This window comes from Pseudonocardia sp. N23 (assembly GCF_002583555.1).
Taxonomy (GTDB): Bacteria; Actinomycetota; Actinomycetes; order Mycobacteriales; family Pseudonocardiaceae; genus Pseudonocardia.
The window spans coordinates 1-21,149 of record NZ_BEGX01000020.1; the positions used below are offsets into that span (position 1 = coordinate 1).

General features: G+C 74.8%; 20 protein-coding genes. 8 read left to right on the forward strand and 12 right to left on the reverse strand.

Annotated elements, in window-relative coordinates; genetic code table 11:
* Positions 1–78: 78 nt before the first annotated feature.
* Complete coding sequence (locus tag TOK_RS07160) at positions 79–1,005, reverse strand: oxidoreductase (RefSeq protein ID WP_098957014.1); 927 nt, start codon at positions 1,003–1,005, stop codon at positions 79–81.
* A 98-nt stretch (positions 1,006–1,103) separates the two neighbouring features.
* Between TOK_RS07160 and TOK_RS07165 the strand changes: the two genes are divergently transcribed.
* Positions 1,104–2,039, forward strand: a complete 936-nt coding sequence (locus tag TOK_RS07165; RefSeq protein WP_098957015.1) for an LLM class F420-dependent oxidoreductase — start codon at positions 1,104–1,106, stop codon at positions 2,037–2,039.
* Positions 2,040–2,486: 447 nt separating this feature from the next.
* Positions 2,487–3,188: an HdeD family acid-resistance protein gene (locus tag TOK_RS07170; protein ID WP_098957016.1), complete on the forward strand. Its 702-nt coding sequence runs from the start codon at positions 2,487–2,489 to the stop codon at positions 3,186–3,188.
* A 174-nt stretch (positions 3,189–3,362) separates the two neighbouring features.
* Here TOK_RS07170 and lipB read toward each other — a convergent pair whose 3' ends face one another.
* The 4 genes from lipB to lpdA form a co-directional block, all read right to left on the reverse strand.
* Positions 3,363–4,136, reverse strand: a complete 774-nt coding sequence (gene lipB / locus TOK_RS07175; protein WP_098957017.1) for a lipoyl(octanoyl) transferase LipB — start codon at positions 4,134–4,136, stop codon at positions 3,363–3,365.
* A gap of 52 nt (positions 4,137–4,188) precedes the next feature.
* Positions 4,189–5,073, reverse strand: coding sequence for a TIGR01777 family oxidoreductase (locus tag TOK_RS07180; RefSeq protein ID WP_098957018.1), 885 nt, complete (start codon positions 5,071–5,073; stop codon positions 4,189–4,191).
* A gap of 82 nt (positions 5,074–5,155) precedes the next feature.
* Positions 5,156–7,042 carry a 2-oxoglutarate dehydrogenase, E2 component, dihydrolipoamide succinyltransferase gene (gene sucB, locus TOK_RS07185; RefSeq protein ID WP_098957019.1) on the reverse strand — a complete coding sequence of 629 codons (1,887 nt, stop codon included), beginning with the start codon at positions 7,040–7,042 and terminating at the stop codon, positions 5,156–5,158.
* A 57-nt stretch (positions 7,043–7,099) separates the two neighbouring features.
* Positions 7,100–8,482, reverse strand: a complete 1,383-nt coding sequence (gene lpdA, locus TOK_RS07190) for a dihydrolipoyl dehydrogenase (RefSeq protein WP_098957020.1) — start codon at positions 8,480–8,482, stop codon at positions 7,100–7,102.
* 257 nt (positions 8,483–8,739) lie between these two features.
* On the opposite strand from lpdA, the gene TOK_RS07195 reads away from it, so the two are divergent.
* Positions 8,740–9,036 (forward strand): oxidoreductase, encoded by a 297-nt coding sequence (locus TOK_RS07195; protein WP_306305128.1) that lies wholly within the window; start codon positions 8,740–8,742, stop codon positions 9,034–9,036.
* 4 nt (positions 9,037–9,040) lie between these two features.
* Here TOK_RS07195 and TOK_RS07200 read toward each other — a convergent pair whose 3' ends face one another.
* Entirely contained in the window at positions 9,041–10,540 is a 1,500-nt protein-coding gene (locus TOK_RS07200) for a leucyl aminopeptidase (RefSeq protein WP_098957022.1), read from the reverse strand.
* A 152-nt stretch (positions 10,541–10,692) separates the two neighbouring features.
* On the opposite strand from TOK_RS07200, the gene TOK_RS07205 reads away from it, so the two are divergent.
* The gene (locus TOK_RS07205; RefSeq protein ID WP_141566295.1) at positions 10,693–11,976 is read left to right on the forward strand and encodes an APC family permease; all 1,284 of its coding nucleotides are present in this window, start codon (positions 10,693–10,695) and stop codon (positions 11,974–11,976) included.
* 50 nt (positions 11,977–12,026) lie between these two features.
* Entirely contained in the window at positions 12,027–13,133 is a 1,107-nt protein-coding gene (locus TOK_RS07210; protein WP_098957024.1) for a branched-chain amino acid aminotransferase, read from the forward strand.
* Between the two features lie 4 nt (positions 13,134–13,137).
* On the opposite strand, the gene TOK_RS07215 is transcribed toward TOK_RS07210, so the two are convergent.
* From TOK_RS07215 to TOK_RS07230, 4 genes are read right to left on the reverse strand one after another with little or no spacing between them, the layout of a single operon-like run.
* Positions 13,138–13,902: an adenosylcobinamide-GDP ribazoletransferase gene (locus TOK_RS07215; RefSeq protein ID WP_098957025.1), complete on the reverse strand. Its 765-nt coding sequence runs from the start codon at positions 13,900–13,902 to the stop codon at positions 13,138–13,140.
* A 4-nt stretch (positions 13,903–13,906) separates the two neighbouring features.
* Positions 13,907–14,962: a nicotinate-nucleotide--dimethylbenzimidazole phosphoribosyltransferase gene (locus TOK_RS07220; protein ID WP_098957026.1), complete on the reverse strand. Its 1,056-nt coding sequence runs from the start codon at positions 14,960–14,962 to the stop codon at positions 13,907–13,909.
* A gap of 21 nt (positions 14,963–14,983) precedes the next feature.
* A complete protein-coding gene (locus TOK_RS07225) occupies positions 14,984–15,505 on the reverse strand; it encodes a bifunctional adenosylcobinamide kinase/adenosylcobinamide-phosphate guanylyltransferase (protein ID WP_098957027.1) in 522 nt (173 codons plus the stop codon).
* A gap of 11 nt (positions 15,506–15,516) precedes the next feature.
* Positions 15,517–16,170, reverse strand: a complete 654-nt coding sequence (locus TOK_RS07230; RefSeq protein WP_098957028.1) for a DUF3043 domain-containing protein — start codon at positions 16,168–16,170, stop codon at positions 15,517–15,519.
* A 45-nt stretch (positions 16,171–16,215) separates the two neighbouring features.
* On the opposite strand from TOK_RS07230, the gene TOK_RS07235 reads away from it, so the two are divergent.
* The 3 genes from TOK_RS07235 to TOK_RS07245 all read left to right on the forward strand — a co-directional run bounded on the left by TOK_RS07235 (position 16,216) and on the right by TOK_RS07245 (position 18,963).
* Positions 16,216–17,337 carry a glycerate kinase gene (locus TOK_RS07235; RefSeq protein ID WP_253258236.1) on the forward strand — a complete coding sequence of 374 codons (1,122 nt, stop codon included), beginning with the start codon at positions 16,216–16,218 and terminating at the stop codon, positions 17,335–17,337.
* Between the two features lie 141 nt (positions 17,338–17,478).
* Positions 17,479–17,847 (forward strand): iron-sulfur cluster assembly accessory protein, encoded by a 369-nt coding sequence (locus TOK_RS07240; protein WP_098957030.1) that lies wholly within the window; start codon positions 17,479–17,481, stop codon positions 17,845–17,847.
* A gap of 180 nt (positions 17,848–18,027) precedes the next feature.
* Entirely contained in the window at positions 18,028–18,963 is a 936-nt protein-coding gene (locus tag TOK_RS07245) for a carbohydrate kinase family protein (RefSeq protein ID WP_216361886.1), read from the forward strand.
* A gap of 107 nt (positions 18,964–19,070) precedes the next feature.
* Here TOK_RS07245 and TOK_RS07250 read toward each other — a convergent pair whose 3' ends face one another.
* Complete coding sequence (locus TOK_RS07250) at positions 19,071–20,564, reverse strand: glycerol-3-phosphate dehydrogenase/oxidase (RefSeq protein WP_098957031.1); 1,494 nt, start codon at positions 20,562–20,564, stop codon at positions 19,071–19,073.
* The gene (locus tag TOK_RS07255; protein WP_253258237.1) at positions 20,561–21,145 is read right to left on the reverse strand and encodes a TetR/AcrR family transcriptional regulator; all 585 of its coding nucleotides are present in this window, start codon (positions 21,143–21,145) and stop codon (positions 20,561–20,563) included. The genes TOK_RS07250 and TOK_RS07255 overlap by 4 nt, the downstream gene beginning before the upstream one ends.
* Positions 21,146–21,149: the final 4 nt, after the last annotated feature.

Here is a 21,149-nt window from a genome sequence, read left to right on the forward strand (position 1 = left end):
GCTGTTGCGGACCTCCAGGCGGAGCATCTTGCGACCTTCCGGTGCGATCGTCACCCCTGCCACGTTACGCCGCGGACGTCACCGCGGATCGGGCTGCACGCCGGTCGCGACGGCCGTCACGTCCCACAGCCGGCGGGCGAGCCCGGGGTCGTGGGCGGCACCGCTGCGCCGCGCCGGACCGGGCCTCCCGGCGATCTCGAACGGCCCTCGTGGCCCGATGTAGTCGCCGCCCTCGACCTGCGGAGACGTCGCCGCCGCGAGCTGTGGGAGCACCCCCGTGGCCACCGGCTGGGTGACGACGGCGTTGATCGGCCGGGCGAGCTTGGCCAGCAGCGGGGACCGCTGCCGCAGGGAGTTGCCCAGCAGCTCCGACTGCGTCGACCCGGGGTGCGCGGCGACGGAGATCACGGGATCGCCCGCCGCGCGCAGCCGTCGGTCCAGCTCGGCGGTGAAGAGCAGGTTCGCGAGCTTCGACGCGCCGTAGCCGGCGGCGGGGGAGTAGCGCCGTCGCTCGAAGGCCAGGTCGTCGGGGTCGAGGCCGCCGCGGTTGTGGGCGATGCTCGACACGGTCACCACCCGGGACGGCTCCTCGGCGGTCCCCGCGGCGCGCAGGGCGGGCATCAGCAGCCACGTCAGGGCCGCCGGGCCGAGATGGTTGGTACCGATCTGGAGCTCGAACCCGTCGACGGTCGATCCCCGCGGTGTGGCCATCACCCCGGCGTTGTTCATCAGGACGTGCAGCCGGTCGCCGGTCCGTTCCCGCACGTCGGCCGCGGCGGCGTGCACCGAGTGGAGGTCGGCGAGGTCGAGGTCGACGAGCTCGACGATCCCGCCCGACTCGGCCCGCACCCGCTCCAGCGCGGCCGCCCCACGTTCCGGGTCGCGCGCGGTCATCAGCACCCGCGCACCGGCACCGGCGAACGCCACGGCCGACGCGAGACCCAGGCCCGACGTCGCGCCGGTGACGAGGACCGTGCGACCGGTCTGGTCGGGGAGGCTGATCACGACGCCGACCGTAGCCCGCCGCTCACAGCGCTCGTGCTGCGTCCCCGGTCGTCGTCCGGGTCCGGCGGGCGGCGGCGGACGGGGATAGCGTTGGCGACGTGGACTTCCGGATCTTCACCGAGCCCCAGCAGGGCGCCCACTACGACGACCTGCTGCGCCTGGCGCGGTCCGCCGAGGACGCGGGCTACGACGCCTTCTTCCGTTCCGACCACTATCTCGTCATGGGCGATGCCAGCGGCGAGCCCGGCCCCACCGACGCCTGGATCACCCTCGCGGGCCTCGCCCGCGACACCAGCCGCATCCGGCTGGGGACCCTCGTCAACGCCGCGACGTTCCGGCTCCCCGGCCCGCTCGCGATCTCCGTCTCGCAGGTCGACCAGATGTCGGGAGGCCGCGTCGAGCTCGGTATCGGGGCGGGCTGGTTCGAGGCCGAGCACGCTGCTTACGGGATCCCGTTCCCGCCGCTGCGCGAGCGGTTCGACCGGCTCGAGGAACAGCTGGCGATCATCACCGGTCTGTGGGCGACGTTGCCCGGTGACCGTTTCGAGTTCAGCGGTACGCACTTCACGGTCACCGACTCGCCCGCGATGCCCAAGCCCGTGCAGCAGCCGCGGCCGCCGGTCATCGTCGGCGGGCGCGGCCCGAAGCGCACCCCGATGCTGGCCGCCCGCTACGTCGACGAGTTCAACCTCGCCTTCGCCCCACCCGAGCAGGTCGTGACGCAGTTCGACCGCGTCGCCGCCGCCTGCGGCGACATCGGCCGCGACCCGCGCGAGCTGGTGTACTCCGTCGCCCAGACCCTCGTCCTCGGCCGTGACGACGACGAGGTCGCGCGCCGCGCGATCACGATCGGCCGCGAGGTCGACCAGGTCCGGGCCGAGGGTCTGGCCGGCACCCCGGGCGAGGTCGTCGACCGTATCGGGGCGCTGCGCGACAAGACCGGGATCACCCGTCTCTACCTGCAGATCCTCGACATCGACGACCTCGACCACGTCGAGCTGTTCGCCTCGGAGGTGGCCCCGCAGCTCGGCTGAACGGGCGTCCCGCCACCGCGGTGAGCCGGGCGGCCGCGGCGTCGTCGAGCAGCTCCGCGCGATCTCCGCGGCCCGCGGTGGCTCGTAGCGGCCGGTGCCGATCGCGGCGTGCAGCGTGGGGAGATGGCGTGCCTGCCCCGCCGGCGCACCCGGCCACCGACGGACCGCGGCGTCGAACTGGCCGGGGGTCGGTCGGGGTGGGGCCTGGCCGGACGGCGGCTGCGCGGCGACGATGCGGCGGTTGGTCCGGTGCACGCGGCGAGGGCGGCGGTGCCCGCCGGCCCGGCCGCCGCACCGAGGAAACGCCCGCGGGTCAGGTGCATCGTTCCTCCGCGGAATCCGATCTTCGACGCACCGTATGCGGCAGATGTGCGTTTCGCAGGACGGACACGGTGACCCCGTTCGGGGGCTGGGGCGACGTCCGGGGAAGGCGTACGTTCGGCCGCTATGACGGCAACGACGCCTCCGACGTCCGGTGTGGAGTCCGCGATCCGCGGTGTGTGGTGGCTCGTGCTGCTGAGAGGCGTCCTCGCGATCCTCTTCGGACTCGTCCTGCTGTTCACACCCGGCACCGCGCTGCTCGCGCTCGTCCTGGTGTTCGGTGTCTACGCGGTGCTCGACGGGGTCACGGCCGTCGTCGCCGGTATCCGGCACCGCTCCGAGGACAACCACTGGGGCTGGCACGTCGTCCAGGGCGTGATCTCGGTGATCGCGGGTGTCCTCGCCTTCGCGTGGCCCGGCGTCACGGTGCTCGCGATCCTCTTCGTCATCGCGTTCTGGAGCATCGTCAACGGCATCGCGGAAGTCTCCGAGTCGCTGGCCATGCGCCGCAACGGGTCCTCGACGTGGGGCTGGATGCTCGCCGCCGGCATCCTGAGCGTCGTCTTCGGCATCCTGCTGGTCGTGCAGCCCGGCGCGGGGCTGGTCACGCTGCTGTGGATCGCCGGGATCTGGGCGCTCGTCTTCGGTGTGGTGGTCGTCGTGTGGGCGTTCCGGCTGCGCTCGGCGATCGATGCCGCGGCGGGCCCTGCTCCCGGCGCTCCGGCCGGTACCCCGCCCGCCGCGCATGGCGTGACGCCGGACGGGGCAGGGGCGCCCGGAGCGGCGGCGCCGCAGGACGTCCCACCGCCGAGCAGCAACGAGCGGTGACCGGCCGGTGCCCGCGCCTCGACGCCGAACGTGTCGTGAGCGCTCCCGGGCAGCGCTGGTGACACGGCTGGATCGCGGACGCCGTGGCGAGCGTGCCGTCAGCGCGTGCGCCCGGCTCTCGCTGCACGTCCGGCGGCCCTGAGCGCCTGCGGGCAGCCGCGCCCTCGGTGGCGGTCAGCGCAGGCGGGGGTCCAGGCGCAGGTCGAGGCCCGCGGGGGTGGTGGGGCGTTCCACGGCGTGGTCCGTGACGCCCAGTGTGCCCTCGAGTGCGGCGAGCACCGCGTCGCGGGCGGCGTCGCGGACCTCCTCGACCGTCACCTCGCGACCCAGCTCCAGGCTCAGCGACGTCACCCCGGCGTCGGTGATGCCGCAGGGGACGATCCTGCCGAACGAGGAGAGGTCGGCGTCGCAGTTGAGCGAGAAGCCGTGCAGCGTCACCCCGCCCTGGACGCGGACACCGATCGCTGCGACCTTGCGCTCCGGGCGCGTGGCGTCGGCGGGCAGCCAGACGCCGCTGCGGCCCGCGACCCGGCCCGCGGTGGTGAGACCGAGGTCGTGACAGACCTTGATCAGGGCTTCCTCGACGCGACGCACGTAGTCGACGACGTCGAGCGGCTCCGCCAGCCCGATGATCGGGTAGCCGACGAGCTGGCCCGGCCCGTGCCAGGTGATGAGCCCGCCGCGGTCGACGTCGACGACGGGGGTGCCGTCGGTCGGCCGGTCGGACGGGCGGGTGCGCTTGCCCGCGGTGTACACCGACGGGTGCTGCAGCAGCATGAGGACGTCGGGGCCGCCGTCGCGTCGCGCCTGCGCGTGCGCGCGCTGCCGCTCCCACGCCTCGACGTAGTCGATCAGCTCGATGACCTCGATCTCGACCGGCCCGGTGGCGGTGCGGGCACGGCGGGTGTCGGTGGGAGCCGGACGCTCCGAGGTCACGGTGTCGGACATGGCTCCACCGTACGTCAGCACGACCGCTGGTCGGGCCGCCGGTGGACGGGGCTCACACAGCCGCGGCGAGGGCTTCGGCGACGGTGTTGTGCCGGTGCTGGTACCCGGCGTCGATCAACGCCGTCGGCACCGCGCGCTGCCCGAACAGCAGCATCTCCTCGCCCATCTCACCGAGCACGGCCTTGACCGCGAACGCCGGCACGGCGAAAGGCGCCGGGCGGCCCAGGGCGGTGGCGAGTGCCCGCGTCATCTCCCGGTTGGTGACGGGTGTCGGCCCGGTGACGTTGACCGGCCCGGACAGCTCGGGGTGTTCCACGGCGAACCTGATGGCGCCGACCTCGTCGTCGAGGGAGACCCACGACATGTACTGGCGGCCGGTGCCGAGCCGGGCGCCGAGGCAGAGCTTCCACACGACCTTCATCGGGCCGAGCAGCCCGCCCGCGGGGGAGAGGACGAGCCCGGTGCGGAGCAGGACGACGCGGGCCCCGGCGTCGGCGGCCGGTGCGGTGGCGGCCTCCCAGTCGCGGCAGACGTCGGCCAGGAACCCCTGCCCGGACGGTGCCGACTCGCTGAGCGGGCGGTCGCCGGCGTCGCCGTAGTAGCCGACGGCCGAGCCGCTGACGAGCGTCGGCACCCCGTGCTCGGCGACGGCGCGGGCGACGACCTCGGTGGGGACGTTGCGGCTGTCGCGGACGGCCTGCTTGCGCGAGCCGCTCCACGGGCGGTCGCCGATGCCGACGCCGCCCAGGCTGACGACGGCGTCGACCCCGTCGAAGGTGCCGTCGTCGATCCGGCCCGCGGGAGGGTCCCAGCCGCGTTCGTCGGGAGCGGCCGGGGTCCGGCGCACGAGCCGGATTACGTCGTGCCCGGCCGCGCGCAGGGCGGCGACCAGGCTGGTACCGATGAGACCGGACGAACCGGCGACGACGACGCGCACGACCGTGATCCTTCCCGAGCCCGCCTCCGCCCGCGACCGGAGCGGTCCGGCGGCCGGTGAGGGCCGCCGGACCGTCCCGGTGCTACAGACCGAGCTCGGACTCGAACGCGCCTTCTTCGAGGCGGGCCCTGATCGCGCTGACGAACCGGCCGGCGTCCGCACCGTCGACGAGGCGGTGGTCGTAGGTCAGCGGCAGGTAGCACACCGACCGGACGGCGATGACGTCCTCACCGTCGGCGCCGGCGATGACCTTGGGCTCCTTGACGATCGCGCCGGTGCCGAGGATCGCGACCTGCGGCTGGTTGATGATCGGCGTGTCGAAGAGGGCGCCCGCGCTGCCGATGTTGGTGATCGTGAACGTGCCACCGGAGAGCTCGTCGGGACCGATCTTGCCGGCCCGGGTGCGGGCCGCCATGTCGGCGATCTTGCGGGCCAGGCCCGCGATGTTGAGCTCCTCGGCGTTCTTGATCACCGGGACGAGCAGGCCGCGGGGGGTGTCGACCGCGATCGCCAGGTGCACGGCGCCGTGGTAGGTCACCTCCTTGGTCTCCTCGTTGATCGACGCGTTGACCTGCGGGAACGCCCGCAGGGCCTCGACGGTCGCCTTGGCGAAGAACGGCAGGTAGGTGAGCTTCACGCCCTCGCGGGCCTCGAACTCGGCCTTGGCGCGGGCGCGCAGGCGCGCGACGCGGGTGACGTCGACCTCCTGCACCGTGGTCAGCTGCGCCGAGACGGCGAGCGACTCGCGCATGCGCTGCGCGATGACCTGCCGAAGGCGCGGCATCTTGACGGTGCTGCCGGGCTGCGGGGCGCTGTCGGCGCGCTGGGGCACCGCAGCCGGGGCCCGCGGTGCGGCGGCGGGCTGGGCTGCAGCGGCCGGCTGGGCGGCCGCGGGCTCGGCGGCAGGAGCGGCGGGGGCCGCCTTCTCGGCCGCGGCGAGCACGTCCTGCTTGCGGATGCGGCCACCGACGCCGCTGCCCTGCAGTCCGTCGAGGTCGACGCCGTGCTCGGCCGCGAGCTTGCGCACCAGCGGCGTGACGTAGGGGAGGCGGTCGGAGCCGCCCTCGCCGCCACCGTCGCCGTTGCTGCTCGCGGCGGCCGGCTCGGGCCGCGCGGCGGGCTTCTCCGGCTCCGGCGCCTTCTCCTCGGCGGCGGGCTCGGGAGCCTTCTCCGGGGCCTTCCCGGCCGCCGGCTCGGGTGCCTTCTCCGGGGCCTTCTCCGCGGCCGGCTCGGGTGCGGACTCCTGCTGCTGCGGAGCGGCGGAACCGTCGCCGATCACGGCGAGCTTGGCGCCGACCTCGACGGTCTCGTCCTCGCCGACCGTGATCTCCAGCAGCGTCCCCGCGAGCGGCGAGGGGATCTCGGTGTCGACCTTGTCGGTGGAGATCTCGAGCAGCGGCTCGTCGATCTCGACGCTGTCGCCGACCTGCTTGAGCCAGCGCGTGACGGTGCCCTCGGTGACGCTCTCGCCCAGCTCGGGCATCGTCACCGGCGACCCGCCGCCGGACCCCGAGGAACCGGACCCCGAGGAACCGGACCCCGACGACCCGGCGTCGGACGACCCGGACGACGCCGCGGCGGGCTCCGGCTCCGACTGCGCGGGCTCCTCCGCGGCGGGCTCCTCCACGGCGGGCTGCGGCTCGGCCTGCTCGGCGGGCTCCTCGGACGACTCCGAGGACTCCGCGGACCCCGAGCCGGAGTCGGACGCGCCCGAGTCGCCGGCCGCCTCGCCGGCGTCGCCGATCACGGCGAGCTCACCACCGACCTCGACGGTCTCGTCCTCGCCGGCGACGATGCGCTGCAGCACACCGGCAGCGGGGGACGGGATCTCGGTGTCGACCTTGTCCGTCGACACCTCCAGCAATGGCTCGTCGACCTCGACCTGGTCGCCCTCCTGCTTGAGCCACCGGGTGACCGTGCCTTCGGTGACGCTCTCACCGAGAGCGGGCATCTGGACTGAGAACGCCATGGCTGGTCGGAGCTCCTTCGCTGTGCTTCGCGTTGTGGGCGTGTGTGGGGGCGGCCGTCAGCCGTGGGTGTGCAACGGCTTGCCGGCGAGAGCGAGGTGTGCCTCGCCCAGCGCCTCGTTCTGGGTCGGGTGGGCGTGGATCAGGGCGGCGACGTCGTCGGCGGAGGCGTCCCAGTTGTAGATCAGCTGCGCCTCGCCGATGAGCTCGCCGACGCGGGCGCCGACCATGTGCAGACCGACGACCGGGCCCGGAGTCCCCTCGGCGCCGGCCTTGACCAGCTTGATCGCACCCGAGGTCTGAAGGATCTGGGACTTGCCGTTGCCGCCGAGGTCGTAGGTCAGCGTCTGGATCTCGCCGTGCTTCTCGCGGGCCTGCTCCTCGGTCAGCCCGACGGAGGCGACCTCCGGCTCGCAGTAGGTGACGCGCGGGATGCCGGCCTCGTCGATGGGCGGCGGGTTGAGCCCGGCGATGTCCTCGGCGACGAAGATGCCCTGCGCGAAGCCGCGGTGCGCGAGCTGCAGGCCCGGGACGATGTCGCCGACGGCGTAGACGTTCTCCAGGTTGGTGTGCAGCCGCTCGTCGGTGAGGACGAACCCGCGCTCCATCGTCACGCCGGCCTCCTCGTAGCCGTGTCCGGTGGTGTTCGGGCCGCGGCCGACGGCGACGAGCAGCAGGTCGGCCTCGATCTCCTCACCGGACTCGAGGCTGACGGTCACACCGTTGTCGTCCTGCTTGGCGCCGGTGAACCGGACGCCGGTCTTGAAGGCGATCTTGCGCTTGCGGAAGGCGCGCTCGAGCAGCTTGGAGGCGAAGGCGTCCTCGTTGGGGACGAGCCGTGGCAGGGCCTCGACGACCGTGACGTCGGCTCCGAAGGAACGCCAGACGCTGGCGAGCTCGACGCCGATCACGCCGCCGCCGAGGACGACGACCTTCTTCGGGACCTCCTCCAGGGTCAGCGCCTGGTCGGAGGTGATGATCCGGCCGCCGATCTCGAGGTCGGGCAGCGAGCGGGCGTAGGAGCCGGTGGCGAGGACGACGTGGCGACCGACGTAGCGCTCGCCGTCGACGTCGATCGCGTTGGGCGCGACGAACGTGCCGGCGCCCTGCACCAGCTCGATCTTGCGGGACTTCACGAGCCCCTGCAGCCCCTTGTAGAGACGGCCGACGACGCCGTCCTTGTAGGAGTTCACGCCCGCCATGTCGATGCCCTCGAACGTGCTGCGCACGCCGATCTTCGCGCCCTCGGCCGCAGCGTCGGCGACCTCGGCGGCGTGCAGCAGCGCCTTGGTCGGGATGCAGCCGCGGTGCAGGCAGGTGCCTCCGAGCTTGTCCTTCTCGACCAGGACGACGGACATCCCCAGCTCGGCCGCGCGCAGTGCGCTCGCGTACCCGCCGGATCCGCCACCGAGAATCACCAGGTCGGCGTTGTGCTCGGGCACCGTTGCATTCCTCCTCGAGGGGCGCGGGCGCGGGTCTCGCGCCGCAGGCGCGCTCATCTTGTCACTCTGCGAGCGGTGTGTGGGGGCAGGCCTTCGGGAGAAAACCGGGCGCGCCGTCCGTTGGGGGTTCCGAGGGGCGTGACGACGGCGGCGACACCGGCGGGTTCCGTCGGCCTGCCGCCCCACGGGCGGAGGTGGAGGGAATGGGCCTGGTCAGCAGGTTGCGTCGGGCACGCGGGTCGCGGGCGGACCGTCGGGTGCCCGAGGCCGACGAGGCGCACCTGCGCGCGTGGGCCGCGGCGAACCGCGGAGTCGAGATGTTCGTGGAGCCGCGGACGACTGTGACGGACGCGACCGCTGTGATGGTCGCCGCCGACGGCAGCTGGACGCGGCGGCGCATCGGTGGGCCGGAGGGGGCCCGGAAGCTCGCGCGCTCGCTGCGGATCCCCGTCTACGACGTGCAGATCGTCGGCTACCCGCAGCGCATGCGCGACCACGACGCCCGCGAGCGGGTACTGCGGGAGCGTTGCCGTCGTGACGATCTGGAGCGGTGAGTTCTCAGCCGTTCTCGGCGATGTCGCCGAGCAGCGCCCACAGGGTGCGGACGGGGACGCCCGTGCCGCCCTTGCCCGTGTAGCCCCACGCGCCGCCGGTGTTGAACGCCGGCCCGGCGATGTCGATGTGTGCCCACGGCAGGCCGTCGGGCACGAACTCGCCGAGGAAGATCCCGGCGGCGAGCATGCCGCCCCAGCGGTTGCCGGTGACGTTGGCGAGGTCGGCGACGCGGGAGTCGAGCTCGGGACGCAGGTGCTCAGGCAGGGGCATCGCCCAGCCGTCCTCGCCGGTGGCGCGGGCGTGCGCGGCGATGCGGTCGCGCAGCTCGTCGGAGCCCATGATCCCGGCAGTGCGGGTGCCGAGCGCGACCATCTGGGCGCCGGTGAGCGTCGAGGTCTCGACCAGGTAGTCGGGGGAGTCCTCGGCGGCGCGGACGATGGCGTCGGCGAGGACCAGCCGGCCCTCGGCGTCGGTGTTGAGCACCTCGACGGTCCGGCCGCCGTACATCCGCAGCACGTCGCCGGGGCGGTAGGCGGTGTCGCTGGGCATGTTCTCGGCCATCGGCACGGTGGCGGTGACGGCGACGGGCAGGCCGAGCTTCGCGGCCAGCACGGTGGTGGCGACGACGGCGGCGGCACCGGACATGTCGGAGGTCATGTGGTCCATGCCCGCGGCCGGCTTGATGGAGATGCCGCCGGTGTCGAAGGTGATGCCCTTGCCGACGAGCGCGACGCGCGCCCGCGGGGCGTCGCCACCGGCCCAGGCGAGGCGGACCAGCCGCGGCTTGCGCGACGAGCCCTGCCCGACTCCGAGCACACCGCCGTACCCGCCCTCGGCCAGTGCGGCGTCGTCGAGGACCTCGACGGTGAGTCCGGCGGCCTCGCCCAGCGCGCGGGCGCGCTCGGCGAACGAGTCGGGGTAGAGGTCGTTGGGCGGGGTGTTGACGAGGTCGCGGGCGGTGGCGACGGCCTCGGCGACGGCCACCGCGGTGGTGACGGCGTCCTGTGCCGTGGTGTCGCCGTCGGCGAGGAGGAGCTCGATGGTGCCGACGGGGGGCTTACCGTCGCCGTTGCTGCGGTACTCCCGGAACGTGTACGCCCCCAGCAACGCACCCTCCGCCGCGGCGCCCGCATCGACGCGGCCGAGCGTGCTGGCCACCCGCCCGGTTCCCGACAACGCCCGGCTCGCGGCACCGGCGGCCCGTCTGACCTGCTCGGCCCCGACGGTGTCGGTCGCCCGGCCCAGGCCGACGGCGACCACCAGCGGCGCGGCGACCGCCCCACGGGACGAGAGGCGGACGACCTCCTCGGCCTTGCCGGTCGCGCCGAGGAGCACCAGCTCGGCGACGAGCTCGCCGTCGCTGCCGAACGCGGCCGCCACCTCCTCGCCGCCCGGGGCGAGGGTGGGCCCGGCGTCGCCGGAACCCTGCACGAGACCGACGACGACGGCGTCGGCCTCGACCTCGGTGGCGGAGACGGTGCTGGTGCGCAGTTCGGTGGCCACGTGACTCCCTGTCGCGACGGGTGGCCCTGGCGGGTGACGGGCCGGTGCGGACGGGCCTCGGGCGCTCGGAGGCGCGCGGTGAGACCGCTTCGAAATGCTAATGACACCTCGGCGGCGTCCGTCGGTGCGGGCCCGGGTGCAAGGCTGTGGGCGTGTTGTCGTCACTGACCCGGCGCCTCGGAACGGCCGACGCGGTCGCCCTCGGTCTGGCGGCGATGCTGGGCGCGGGCGTGTTCGCCGCGTTCTCCCCGGCGGCCGCCGCGGGCGGCAGCTGGTTGCTGCTGGCGGTGGCGATCGCGGCGGTGACGGCGTTCTGCAACGCGGCCTCGACCGCGGACCTCGCCGTCGCGCACCCGGAGAGCGGCGGCGGCTACGTCTACACGCGCGAACGCCTCTCGCCGGGGACGGGCCGGCTCGCCGGGGTGTCGTTCCTCGTGGGGAAGGTGTCGTCGGCGGCCGCGGCGGCGGGTGTCTTCGGCACCTACGTGCTGCCCGCGCACCCGGTGATCTGCGCGGTCGTGGTGATCGTGGTGGTGTCGGCGATGACGATCGCCGGGGTGCGGTGGTCGCCGGGGACGGCGTGGCTGCTCGTCGGCGGGACGCTGGCGGTGCTGGCCGTCGTCGTGGTGGTCGGGCTGCTCGGGCCCGGCGGCTCGACGGGGGTGTCGGCGTCGCCGGTGTCGGACTCGCCGGTCCCGGTGCAGGTGGTCACCGGGCCGTGGGGCGCGGTGACGGCGGCGGGCATCGTGTTCTTCGCGTTCGCCGGCTACTCGCGCGTCGCGACGATCGGTGAGGAGCTGCGCGACCCGGACCGGTCGCTGCGCCGCGCCGTCGTCATCTCCTTCGCGGTCGTGACGGTCACCTACGTCGCGGTCGCGGGCGCGCTGCTGGTGGGCCTGGGCGTCGACCGGCTGGCGGCCGAGCGCGCCCCGCTGGTGGCGCTCGTCGACACCGGCCAGGCGCCCGCACTCGGGGTGCTGGTGCGGATCGGCGCGGCGGTGGCGTCGGGGGCGGCGCTGCTGTCGGTGCTGGTCACGACGAGCCGGACGATGCGCGAGATGGCCAAGCGCGGCGAGCTGCCGCGGGTGTTCGCCCGGGTCGGGTCGCGGCAGAACCCGTGGCCTGCCGACGTCGCCGGTGCGGTCCTCGCGATCGTCGTCGCGATCCTGGCCGGCCCGGTCGCGGCGATCGCGCTGTCGGCATGCGCGACGCTGGTGCACTACGCGCTGATCAACGTCGCGGCGCTGCGGCTGCCGCGGGCGCGCAGGCGCTGGCCGGTGTGGACGTCGCTGCTCGGCGTGGTGCTCTGCGTCGGCCTGGCGGTGTTCCTGCCGCTGGGCACCGTGCTGATCGCGGCGGCGGCGCTGTTGGGTGGCTGGCTGCTGTGCACGCTCGTCGTGCGGTTGACGGCACGTGACGAGCCGCCCGTCGACTGACCGTCGGACGTCCGACAGTCGGACTTGTCGAACGCGTTACCGTTGCTCTCATGAGCGCGACGGCCTTCACCCGCACCCAGAACCCCTCCCCGGTGTCCGAGGAGCGCCGTGGGGAGATTCTGGCCGACCCCGGGTTCGGCCGGTACTTCACCGACCACATGGTCACCGTGCGCTGGACGCAGGGCCAGGGCTGGCACGACCCGGCCGTCGTGCCCTACGGCCCGATCTCGTTCGACCCGGCGTCGATGGTGCTGCACTACGGACAGGAGATCTTCGAGGGCCTCAAGGCCTACCGGCAGGCCGACGGCTCGATCGCCTCGTTCCGGCCGGAGGCCAACGCGGCGCGGTTCCGCACGTCGTCGGCCCGGCTGGCGATGGCCGAGCTGCCCGACGAGCTGTTCCTCGACTCGCTGTCGGAGCTCATGGCCGTCGACCACGCCTGGGTGCCCGAGTCCGGCACGGAGGACTCGCTGTACCTGCGGCCGTTCATGCTGGCCACCGAGGTCGGCCTGGGTGTGCGGCCGGCGGCGGAGTACCTGTACATGCTGATCGCCTCGCCCGCGGGCCCGTATTTCAGCGGCGGGGTCAAGCCGGTCGACGTGTGGCTGTCCACCGACTACACGCGCGCCGCCCTCGGCGGCACCGGCGGCGCGAAGTGCGGCGGCAACTACGCGGCGTCGCTGCTCCCGCAGGCCGAGGGAGCCGCGCACGGCTGCGCGCAGGTCGCCTACCTCGACGCCGAGGAGCGCAAGTGGGTCGACGAGATGGGCTCCAACAACCTGTTCTTCGTCGTCGGCTCGGGTGACCACGTCGAGATCGTGACGCCGACGCTCACCGGCAGCATCCTCGCCGGCGTCACGCGCGACTCGCTGCTGGTGCTGGCCAAGGAGATCGGCTGCGAGGTCACCGAGCGCAAGGTCTCCGGCGACGAGTGGCTCCACGGCGCCGCGGACGGCACGATCACCGAGGTGTTCGGCTGCGGCACGGCCGCGGTGATCACGCCGATCGGCAAGGTCAAGCACACCGGTGGCGAGGTCGTCGTCGGTGGTGGCGAGCCGGGCCCGATCACGCTGCGGCTGCGCAAGCTGCTCACCGACATCCAGCGGGGCCTCGCGCCCGACACCCACTCCTGGATGACGACGCTGTACCGGCCGTAGTCCGCTACAGGGCGGCCGACAGCACGACCAGGACGGCGGTGACGCCGAGCTCCGACGCGGCGCCCAGCACGTCGCCGTTCATGCCGCCGAAGCGTCGCCGGGTGTGCGCCGACAGCCCGGCGACGGACAGCGCCGCGACCGCGACGGCGAGGACTCCCGGCCACCGCGCCGGGACCAGCCACGCCGCCGCGGCGGCCAGCACCGCCCACCAGGCGACGGCGACCCACCACGGCTGCGACCCGGCGACGGTCGCGCCCAGCCCACCCGGCCGCGCCGCGGGCACGCCGCGCCGTGCGCACCAGGTGAATCCCGCCCGGCCGACGGCGGCGGCGAGCGCACCGGCAACCGTGGTGACCAGGACCCCGGCGGGGGTGAGCGCGGCGAGCGCGGCGGCCTGTGCGCCCAGCACGACGATCAGGGTGACGACGCCGAACGGTCCCGCCCCGCCGTCTCGCATCACGGCCAGCGCCCGCTCGGGCGGGCCGTAGCAGCCCAGGCCGTCGGCGGTGTCGGCCAGGCCGTCGACGTGCATGCCGCGGGTCGCGAGCGCGGCCACGGCGACGGCGAGCAGGCCCGCGACCAGGACGGGCACGCCGGCCGCGGCGAGCCCCGCCGCGACCAGCCCCGACACCGCCCCGACGAGAGCCCCCACCAAGGGAGCCCAGCGCAGCGCGGCCGCGGCGACGCCCGGGGCGGGTGCGCCGGTGCGGACGGGCAGCACGGTCAGCCAGGACAGGGCCAGCGCGAACCCCCGTGCAGCGGTGCTCACGTGCTCATGCGCGGGCCGGGGTGATCCCGCTGTCGGCGGCCGTCGCGGTGTCGGTGAGCAGCCGCGCCGCCATCCGCAGCAGCGGGACGAGCGCGAGGGCACCGGTGCCGTCGCCGACCCGGATCCCCAGGTCGACGACCGGCTCGAGCTGCAGCCGGGCGAGCAGCGCGTCGGCGGCGGGTTCGGGGGAACGCTGCGCGGCGAGCCACCACTGCCGCGCGCCCGGCGCGAGCTGCTCGGCGAGCGTCCCCGCCGCGATCACGACGAGCCCGTCGACGAGTACGGGCGTGCGCCGCAGCGACGCCTGCAGCAGGAAGCCGGTGAGCACGGCCAGGTCGGCCCCACCCGCGACGCGCAGCAGACCGACCGGGTCGCGGCGCACGGACCTGGTGCGGCGCAACGCGTCCCGGATCGCGGCGGCCTTGCGCATCCAGGCGTCGTCGTCGATCCCGCTGCCGCGGCCCACGACGACGACCGGCTCCAGCCCGGTGATCGCGGCGGCGATCGTCGACGCCGCGGTGGTCGCGCCGACGCCCAGCGACGCCGGCACCAGCAGGTCGGCACCCGCGTCGACCTCCTCGTCGGCCAGCGCGCGCCCGATCCGCAGCGCGTCCTCGGTCTCGTCGGCGGTGAGGGCGTCCTCGTGGTCGATGCGTCCGCTGCCGCGCCGCACGCGGTAGCGCTCGTCGGCCGGGTCGGGGGTGTCGAGGCCGACGTCGACGACCCGCACCGACGCCCCCGCGACGTCCGCGACGACTGCCGCGGGCAGGACCCGGTCCCGCGCCGCCGCGACCTGCCGCTCCGTCGTGCCCGCCGGGTAGGCGGAGACCCCGGCCGCGGCGATGCCGTGGTCGGCCGCCACGACCACGACCCGCGGCCTTGCCGGTGCCCGTGGCGGGCACACCCCCTGGGCGGCGGCCAGCCAGCAGCCCAGCTCGGCGAGCCGGCCCAGGCCTCCGACGGGCACGGCCAGCGCCTCGTGCCGGGCGACGGCCTCGCGGCGGGCCTCGACGTTCGGGGCGGGGACCGCGGGCAGGTCCGCGACTGCAGAGTCGACCATGGACGTCTTCCTACCCGGCCCTCACTTGAGGCGGAGCGGCAGCCCGGCCACGAGCAGCACCACGTCGTCGCAGACGGCGGCCACCGCGGCGTTGAGCGCACCCAGCTCGTCGCGGAACATCCGGCCGGCGCGGGTCTCCGGGACGACGCCCAGCCCCACCTCCGCCGACACGAGCACGACCTGTCCGGCGGCTCCGGCGATGGCTCCGACCAGCGCGTCCGCGGCCGCGCCCACCTGCGGCGGGGTCGTGGGCGCGGTCCAGGCGCCGGCGTCGTCTAGGACGCCGGTCAGCCAGGTCGCGAGGTCGTCGACCAGCAGTGCGCCCGGCCGGGCCAGCTCCGCGACGAGATCGGGGTCCTCGACGGTGCTCCAGCCCGCCGGGCGCCGGTCGCGGTGCGCGGCGATGCGGGCGTCCCACTCGGCGTCGCCGGGGATGCGCCGCGCCGTCGCGCAGTACCGGACCGGCCCTTCCACGGGCAGCAGCCCCTCGGCGTGGGCGGACTTGCCCGAGCGGGTTCCCCCGAGGACGAGCGTCGACGGCACCGTCGCCGGGATCAGACGGTCGCGCCGCGCTGCACGCGCGGCTTCGGGACGCGCAGCTTGCGGACCTGGCTGGCCCGGGTGAAGCAGTACCAGCCCGTCCCGAGGGCGGAGATGTTCTCGGTGGGGAACTTCACCCGGGCCTTGCGGGTCGTCGTGATGGCGAGCAGCACGCCCTCACCGATCATCACGACGAGCGCGAGCAGGCAGAACAGGCTCATGTACTGCTGGATCGCCGGGACCGGGAGCACGACGGCGATCAGCACGAGGATCGCCAGCGGCATGAACAGGCCGACCAGGTGCGGGCGCGAGTCGATGACGTCGCGGATGTAGGCGCGCACCGGGCCGCGGTCGCGGGGCAGCAGGTAGCGGTCGTCGCCCGCGTCCATGCGGGCCCGGCGCTCGGCCGCGGCGGCGCGGCGGGCGTCCTTCGTCGGCTTGTTCGCCTTCGCGTACGCCGACGCCTCCTTGCGGGTGCGCGGCGCGGGTGTGGCGGGCCGGCGCGCGGTCGACTGGGCGTCGCGGCGCTTCGGCGTGGCCCGGCCCTTCGCGGCCGTCTGTCCCTTGCGGGGCGGGTCGTCCGCGACCTCCTGCGTCGTGGCGGCGTCCGCGGCTGTGCCGTCGGCGTCGTTGCCCGTGGTCTCGTCGGAGCGGCGCAGGAACCTCACGGGCCACAGGATACGGGCGCTAGCCTGCGTGACGTGCGGGTGGTGGTGGCTCCAGACTCATTCGGCGGGACGCTCAGTGCCTCGGCGGCCGCGGCGGCGATCGCGAAGGGCTGGGGCGAGGCCGCCCCGGGCGACGAGGTCGTGCAGATGCCCCTGGCCGACGGCGGTACCGGCTTCCTCGACGTGCTGCACACCGCCCTCGGCGGGACCGTGCACACGCTGACCGTGACCGGACCGCTCGGCGACCCCGTCGAGGGCTCCTGGCTGCAGGTGGGTGACACCGCGTACGTCGAGTCCGCGTCGGCGTGCGGGCTCCAGCACGTGCCGCGGACCGACCGGACACCGGAGGTCGCGGGCCGGGCGACGACCCGCGGCGTGGGTGAGCTCCTCGCCGCCGCGCGCGACGCAGGGGTGTCCGAGATCGTCGTCGGCCTCGGCGGCTCGGCGACCACCGACGGCGGCGCCGGCATGCTCGCCGCGCTCGGCGCCGTCGCGGTCGACGACGGCGGTGCCCCGCTTCCCGACGGCGGCACGTCGCTGGACCGCTGCACCCGTCTCGACGGCTCGCCCGACCTGGGCGGGGTCCGGCTCGTCGCCGCCGCCGACGTCGACAACCCGCTGCTCGGCCCGCACGGCGCCGCGGCCGTCTTCGGCCCGCAGAAGGGCGCCGACGACGCTGCCGTCACCGACCTCGACGCCGCCCTCGCCGTCTTCGCCGACGTGCTCGCCGCGGCGCTGGGCACCGACGTCCGCGACGAGCAGGGAGCGGGTGCCGCCGGCGGCATGGGTGCCGCGCTGCTGGCCCTGGGCGCGCGACGGGTGTCGGGGGCCGGGCTCGTCCGCGAGCTCGTGGGTCTCGACGCCGCACTCGACGGCCTCGCCGGCGCCGGTGCCGGGCTCGCCGTCACCGGCGAGGGCAGTTTCGACTGGCAGTCGCTGCGCGGGAAGCTCGTCACCACCGTCGCCCGCGCCGCCGCCGACCGCGGCGTGCCGTGTCTCGTGCTCGCCGGCCAGGTGTCGGTCGGGAGGCGCGAAGCGGCGTCCGCGGGAGTGGACTCCGCCTATTCCGTGGCCGACGACGCCGGTGGCGTCGAGGCCTCCATGGCCGACCCCGAGGGCACCCTCACCGCGCTCGCCGCCCGTGTCGCCCGGCAGTGGAGCCACTGACCTGCGACGACGTCTGCGGACGTGGCTCCGGTCACCCTCGTGCGCAGGGAACGCGACGACTGTCGGAGCCCGGCCTACACTGGGGGGAACCGGAGCAGTCCGGATGGAATGAGTTCGGCCCGTGCCTGTGTTGGGAGAGACATGACCGTCGAGAACACCGTCCAGACCGACGTCGCGACCGAGACGCACGGCGTCGAGCTGACCGACGCTGCCGCCGGCAAGGCCCGTCTGCTGCTCGAGCAGGAGGGCCGCGACGACATGCACCTGCGCATCGCCGTCCAGCCCGGTGGCTGCGCGGGCCTGCGCTACCAGCTCTTCTTCGACGACCGCGAGCTCGACGGCGACCTGTTCCGCGACTACAGCGGCCTCAAGGTCGGGGTCGACCGGATGAGCGCTCCCTACCTGCAGGGTGCGGTCATCGACTTCGTCGACACCATCGAGAAGCAGGGCTTCACGATCGACAACCCGAACGCCGGCGGCTCCTGCGCCTGCGGCGACTCGTTCAACTGATCGCCGCCCACCCAGAACGACCGGACGACACGGGTTCCTGAACAGGCCACCACGGCCCCCGGCCGCCACCGCGCGGACGGGGGCCGTGGTGCGTCCGGGGCCCGGAGTCCCGCAGCTCGGAAGGTAGTGTCACCCGTCGTGACTGTCGCCGTGACCGGGTCCATCGCCACCGACCACCTCATGCACTTCCCGGGGAGGTTCGGCGAGCAGCTGGTCGCCGAGCAGCTCCAGCGCCTCTCCCTGAGCTTCCTCGTCGACGACCTCGTCGTCCGCCGTGGCGGCGTCGCCGGGAACATCGCCTACGCCCTCGGCGTCCTCGGGCAGCGCCCCGTCCTCGTCGGCGCCGTCGGCACCGACTTCGGCGACTACCGCTCCTGGCTGGAGCGCCACGGCGTCGACTGCTCCGGTGTCCACGTCCACGACGACGTGCACACCGCCCGCTTCGTCTGCACCACCGACGACGACATGTGCCAGATCGCGTCCTTCTACGCCGGCGCCATGTCCCGGGCCCGTGACATCGAGCTCGCCCCCGTCGTCGCGGCGTCGGCCGCCGTCGACCTCGTCCTCGTCGGCGCCAACGACCCCGCCGCGATGCTGCGCCACACCGACGAGTGCCGCGAGCGTGGCTACGCCTTCGCCGCCGACCCGTCGCAGCAGCTCGCCCGCATGGAGGGCCCGGAGATCCGGCGCCTCGTCGAGGGCGCCCGCTACCTGCTGACCAACGACTACGAGTTCGAGCTGCTGCAGCGCAAGACCGGCTGGACCGCCGAGCAGGTCGACGCGCAGGTCGACATCCGGATCACGACGCTCGGCGAGAACGGCGTGCAGATCGTCGGCCCCGAGGGCAGCGAGCTGAAGGTCGGCGTCGTCCCCGAGACCGGCAAGGTCGACCCCACCGGCGTCGGCGACGCCTTCCGCGCCGGCTTCCTCGCCGCCACCGCGGGCGGGCTGTCGCTGGAGCGCGCCGCGCAGCTGGGCTCCCTCGTCGCCGTCTGGGTGCTGGAGACCGACGGCCCGCAGGAGTGGACCTACGACCGCGCCGCCGGCCTCGAGCGCCTCCGCGACGCCTACGGCCCCGACGCCGCCGCCGAGCTGGCCCCGGTCCTTCCCGCCTGACCCACTCACGAGCGGCCGCGGGCCGTGCGCTCCGCTGCAGGCCGTGCGCTCCGCCGCGGTTGTGGCGTGCCCGTTCCTGCACATGGGGAGGGCGGAGCGGCGCGTGGTCAGCGGTGCAGGGCGGCCCGGGCGGCGGGTTCGGCGACCGCGCGGCGGGACGGGACCAGGCCGACGCGGGTGCGGCGGTCGAGCAGGTCGTCGATGTCGAGGGCGAGCTCGTGGGTCACGCCCCAGCGCAGCTCGGCGGGGCTGACGGGCACCTGCTCGGCGATGGGCTCGACGTCGCCGCAGGCCGCGACGTCTGCGGCCTCGCCGCCGTAGCGCGCGACGAGTCGCGGCGGAGCCCCCGGCGGCACGGGGCCGGCCCCGACCAGCGGCAACGTCGCGGTCCGGCTCGGCCCGGCCGACAACGACCGGGCGGCGACCACGGCGTCGACGGCGTCGGCGGCCATGGCGCGGTAGGTGGTCAGCTTGCCGCCGACGACCGTCACGACCCCGGCCGCCGAGGTGAGGACGGCGTGCCTGCGGGAGAGGTCGGCGCCGCTGCGGCGGCCGTCGTCGAGCAGCGGGCGCAGGCCGGCGTAGGCACCGAGGACCTGGTCGCGGCGGACGGGGGTGGCGAGCGCGGAGTTGAGTACGTCGAGCAGGAACGTGATCTCGCGTTCGGTCGGCCGGGGCACGTCCGGCACCGGGCCGTCGACGGGTTCGTCGGTGATCCCCAGGTGGACGAGACCGCCGGGCTGGGGGAGGGCGAAGGCGTAGCGGGAGAGCGAGCCGCCGATCGGGACGGTGAGGGCGCCGGCCGGGTTGCCCAGCGCGGCGGCGGGCAGCACGACGTGGCTCCCGCGCGAGGGGCGCAGGGCGATGCCGTCGACGAGCCCGCCCGCCCACACCCCGGCGGCGTTGACGACGGCGCGGGCGCGCAGCCGGACGGGGGCGTCGGCGACGGTGTCGTGGACGAGCGCGCCGTCGGCGGCGACGTTGATCGCCCGGCAGCGGGTCAGTATGCGCGCGCCGAACCCGGCGGCGGTGCGGGCGAGCGCGACGACGAGGCGGGCGTCGTCGACGAGCTGGCCGTCGTAGGAGAGCCAGGCACCCGCACCGGTGTCGCGCAGCGCGGGGACGAGCCGCAGGGCCTCGTCGGCGCGGATGCGCCGGGGCGCGGGCAGCGTGTCGCGTCGGGTGCCGGCGGCTCGGGAGAGCAGCTCGGCTCCGCGCAGGCCGACCCCGGTGAGCAGGGCGCGCCGCCCGTCGCCGGGCAGCACCATCGGCAGCGGGCGGACGAGGTGCGGAACCACGGTCTCGAGCAGGACGCGGCGTTCGCGCATGCTCGCGAACGCGACCCCGACGCGGCCGGAGGCGAGGTAGCGCAGCCCGCCGTGGACGAGCTTGGAGCTCCAGCGCGACGTTCCGAACGCGAGGTCGTGGGCGTCGACGGCGGCGACGGTGAGGCCGCGGCTCGCGGCGTCGAGGGCGACCCCGGCACCGGTGACGCCGAGCCCGACGACGAGCAGGTCGACGACGTCGCCACCGGCGAGCGCGTGCAGCTCGGCGTCGCGGCGCGCGGCGTTCAGGGCGGTGCCGGTTCCGGGAGAGGTCATGGCCGCAGGTACCCGTCGAGGAGGGCGTGCAGCTCGGCGGGCAGCTGCGCGACGGGGGTGCCCGCGGTGACCGCGCCGGACGACAGTACGTAGGACTGGGCGGTGAGCAGCACGAACCGGGCGAGGACGGCCGCGTCACCGGCGCGGACGGTACCGCCGGTCTGGGCGTCGGCGACGGCGTCGGTGAGCAGGGCGAGGAGTGCGTCGGTGCTGCGGCCGCGGCGGCGCAGCAGGTAGGGCAGGAGCAGCTCGGGGTCGACGTCGACGATCTTGCGGACGAGCCGGTGCCGGCGCAGGGTCTCGCAGACGTCGACGACGCGGGTGACGATCGCGGCGCGGTCGGTGCCGAGTGGGGCGGCGGCGACGGCGAGCAGGTCGCGGGTGAGCAGGTCGCCGACCAGGGCGTCGACGCCGTCCCAGCGGCGGTAGAGCGACATCCGGGAGACGCCGGCGCGGCGGGCGACGTCGGACAGCGTGGTGCGCCGGACCCCGACGTCGAGCACGCAGGCCCGCGCCGCGTCGAGGACCGCTCCGTCGTCGAGCCGGGCAACCACGCCCGACTTGTTACGACTGGACGTCACATGT

Excerpts from the sequence above, each read along its gene's own strand:
- TOK_RS07245 (WP_216361886.1), top strand. The coding sequence starts at position 18,028 with ATGCACTTCCCGGGGAGGTTCGGCGAGCAGCTGGTCGCCGAGCAGCTC.
- lipB (WP_098957017.1), bottom strand. The coding sequence starts at position 4,136 with ATGTCCGACACCGTGACCTCGGAGCGTCCGGCTCCCACCGACACCCGC.
- TOK_RS07240 (WP_098957030.1), top strand. The coding sequence starts at position 17,479 with ATGACCGTCGAGAACACCGTCCAGACCGACGTCGCGACCGAGACGCAC.
- TOK_RS07210 (WP_098957024.1), top strand. The coding sequence starts at position 12,027 with ATGAGCGCGACGGCCTTCACCCGCACCCAGAACCCCTCCCCGGTGTCC.
- sucB (WP_098957019.1), bottom strand. The coding sequence starts at position 7,042 with ATGGCGTTCTCAGTCCAGATGCCCGCTCTCGGTGAGAGCGTCACCGAA.
- TOK_RS07220 (WP_098957026.1), bottom strand. The coding sequence starts at position 14,962 with ATGGTCGACTCTGCAGTCGCGGACCTGCCCGCGGTCCCCGCCCCGAAC.
- TOK_RS07170 (WP_098957016.1), top strand. The coding sequence starts at position 2,487 with ATGACGGCAACGACGCCTCCGACGTCCGGTGTGGAGTCCGCGATCCGC.
- TOK_RS07250 (WP_098957031.1), bottom strand. The coding sequence starts at position 20,564 with ATGACCTCTCCCGGAACCGGCACCGCCCTGAACGCCGCGCGCCGCGAC.